Raw genomic sequence first — 608 nt, 5'->3', positions numbered from 1 at the left:
GACTCGTCCGCGGCGTTCTCGTCGGCGTGCGCGCTGCCGTCGCCCTCGAGCTGCTGGGCAGTCGACCACTTCACGTCGGCCAGCCGGTGGGGGCCGGTGACCCCGGTGGTGGCGTACGCGACGCCGGCGAGGCTGACCGCTCCCGTGAGGCCCACGACGCCGGTGGCGAGCCAGAGCCGACGACGACGGATCGGGGAGGTCGTCTCACGAGCGGCGTCATCGTTGTTGCGAAGGTAGTTGGACATCGGAGCTCTCTGCCCTCTCCTTGTATCCGACAAGGTCGCTTCGCCACGGCGAGGCGGCCTTCGCTACAAATCGGTTGTAGCTGCTGAAGACCACCGTATGAGAACCTTCTTCGCCTCGTGCTCGTATACGAAAAAAACCCGCATTAGGTGCGGGTCGGACACAGCGGGCGCACTACCGGCCTCGGCGACGCGTCCCGGGGCAGGGATGGCCAAGGGCGTCCGGAGGTCCGAAAGCGGGGCGAGTTCCCCGAGGACGCAGATCCGCGGCGAGGGCGACGAACCACCCGGCCGTGCGCCGGGGGGACGGGGAGTCCCTTTCCGCCGGGGCCCGGCGGAAAGGGACTCCCACAGTTATGTGGTGGT

At 68.6% G+C, this 608-nt stretch carries 1 pseudogene; it reads right to left on the bottom strand.

Annotated elements, in window-relative coordinates:
* A pseudogene (locus ONA70_RS36425) lies at positions 1–245 on the bottom strand (hypothetical protein); the annotation flags it as partial.
* Positions 246–608 lie beyond the last annotated feature (363 nt).

The organism is Micromonospora yasonensis, from assembly GCF_026013475.1.
Taxonomy (GTDB): Bacteria; Actinomycetota; Actinomycetes; order Mycobacteriales; family Micromonosporaceae; genus Micromonospora; species Micromonospora yasonensis.
Note: the sequence above shows the minus strand (reverse complement) of the source record. Positions and strands in the feature narration are given on the sequence as shown.